Origin of the sequence: Serratia sp. HMSC15F11 (assembly GCF_001808215.1) — a bacterium.
In the GTDB taxonomy this organism is placed as follows: Bacteria; Pseudomonadota; Gammaproteobacteria; order Enterobacterales; family Enterobacteriaceae; genus Serratia; species Serratia nevei.
The window spans coordinates 44,014-46,111 of the sequence record NZ_KV792449.1; the positions used below are offsets into that span (position 1 = coordinate 44,014).

Here is a 2,098-nt window from a genome sequence, read left to right on the forward strand (position 1 = left end):
AGAAAGAGCGATGTGCCGGTCATCATGGTGACTGCAATCGGCGAAATACAAGATAAGATTTCCTCGTTGAGGCATGGGGTAGATGATTATATAGTGAAGCCGTATAACCCAGGAGAGGTTGTAGCTCGGGTTCATGCAGTGCTAAGAAGAACGAGTATATTGAATATAAGATCTGAGCTTATTATTTGTGGCCCAGTACAACTTGATGAAGAGGCAATGTTAGTTCACGTTTGCCCTACCGAACATATTAAAATCGCAGTGGAACTTACGCCAACCGAATTTTCAATTTTATCTGTGTTAATGCGAGCGCCCAAAAGAGCTTTTTCCCGACAAACATTGTTGAATATGTGCTTGCCAGAAAGTGATGCATTTGAACGGGTTGTTGATACACATATATACAATTTAAGGAAGAAGCTCAATTCGGTTGGAGTGAATGATGTACTGTTGACAGTTAGAGCAATGGGATATAGGTATTGGAACAAATGAACGCGAAAAATAAAAGAGTCTCTCTCTGGAAGTGGATCTGCGTGAGAGTTATTTCTCAGTCCATTGGTGCGGTTGTCATTATAGCGTTCTGCATGTGGTTGCGGTTTGCTATTTATAATTATTGGATTTTGTATCATGAAATGCCGGAGGATGTTAGAAAGGAATTCCTGCATTTGCTTGCAAATCCAAATGAAGATTTGTACAGGTTTTATAGCCTTTTTCACTATTGGTATGGCTTTGATTTCGCGGATCCATCGATCGCCTCGGCGGATTGGATTATGCTAGGGATTTTAATTATTGTAGCTATTCCTTTAATGATTACACTGGGGCTTTATATGTCAAGGCCGTTGGCGAAACAATTTTTCAACTTGGTTTCTGCAGCAAGGAAAGTCACCGATGGGGATTTCTCTGTTCAAGCAAAAATAGAAAATAAAGCACCGGAAGAACTTCTTGCTCTAACTTACAATTTCAATGAGATGACCCAGAAACTTACTTATTATGAAAATGAGCTTCGAGCCTCTCATATTGCAATGGCGCATGAATTACGCTCTCCACTGACGGCTTCAATCGCACGGCTTCAGGGAATTATGGATGGCGTTTTTGAGCCTGGTAGGGAACAATTAAGTTTAGTCATGCAGCCATTGGTGAACCTTAATCGTCTTATTGATGATCTTCAAATGTTGTCGCTATCCCAAGCTGGAGCATTGTCATTAGAAAAATACAATATAAATATTTGTGATTTGATTAATGAGCGTTTGCAATGGCTAAAGGCAGAAGTTTCTCAAGAATGTTTTACGATTGAATTTGAAAGTACCACCCCCGTATTTGTCTATGCAGATGCGTTCAGAATTGGGCAAGTTGTCACAATTATCATAAAAAATGCACTGCGTTACGCTCATTCCGGCAATAAACTGACAATCACTATTAATCATTCAAATGATAAAGTTATCGTCGGTTTTCGCGATTATGGACCGGGAGTCAGTGAAGCGTTTTTGCCTATGATGTTCGAACGATTCTCAAGAGAGGAGGGTTCTCGGTCGAGAAATCTGGGTGGGAGTGGACTTGGTCTTTCTATAGCTATGGCAATAAGCCAAGAGCATGGTGGCAGTATCAGTGCTCAGAATCATCCTGATGGCGGGATGCTATTTTTACTAATTCTTCCAATGAAAATAGTGTCTTGATGATTTCTTGTAAAAAAATTGACTAAATCTACACTTAAAAAAGGTTTAATTCTTCTACAGGTCATCAGGAGAATGTCTTATGTCAGTAGGTTTATTCAGAACAATAAATACGCTCAAGAGCGTGTTCCTATTTCAATACTGGAAACTGTTTATTATTCCAGTGTTTGTGCTATTGCCAGGGTGTGATGATAATGCAAAGAAGGAGGAGGTGCCTATACGTTCCGTACGAACCCTTGTCGTCGATAATCCGGTTAGCGGAGTTTTGATAAAGCATACCGGAGAAATTCGTCCCCATGAAGAATCTCAACTCTCGTTTCGTATTGACGGTCGGCTCCTCAGCCGTCCAGTCGATGTAGGGGCGAAATTAAAAGCCGGGCAAACGATCGCGACTTTAGAACCTAGGGAAGGTGCGAACAAGTTCCTGATATGAG

Annotated in this window: 3 protein-coding genes; all 3 read left to right on the plus strand. The window is 40.8% G+C overall.

Going from position 1 to position 2,098, the window contains the following annotated elements; genetic code table 11:
• The coding region (locus HMPREF3138_RS25460; RefSeq protein WP_246828720.1) for a winged helix-turn-helix domain-containing protein at positions 1 to 486 on the plus strand (486 nt) is incomplete at its 5' end.
• On the plus strand, positions 483 to 1,667 hold the full coding sequence (locus HMPREF3138_RS10495) for a sensor histidine kinase (RefSeq protein ID WP_028018370.1): 1,185 nt from the start codon (positions 483 to 485) through the stop codon (positions 1,665 to 1,667). The genes HMPREF3138_RS25460 and HMPREF3138_RS10495, both read left to right, overlap by 4 nt.
• A gap of 79 nt (positions 1,668 to 1,746) precedes the next feature.
• Positions 1,747 to 2,097, plus strand: a complete 351-nt coding sequence (locus HMPREF3138_RS10500) for a hypothetical protein (protein WP_070559037.1) — start codon at positions 1,747 to 1,749, stop codon at positions 2,095 to 2,097.
• The last annotated feature ends 1 nt before the right edge of the window (position 2,098 follow it).

Bases quoted from the DNA above. Each gene is read 5' to 3' on its own strand.
- HMPREF3138_RS10500 (WP_070559037.1), top strand. From the start codon at position 1,747: ATGTCAGTAGGTTTATTCAGAACAATAAATACGCTCAAGAGCGTGTTC.
- HMPREF3138_RS10495 (WP_028018370.1), top strand. From the start codon at position 483: ATGAACGCGAAAAATAAAAGAGTCTCTCTCTGGAAGTGGATCTGCGTG.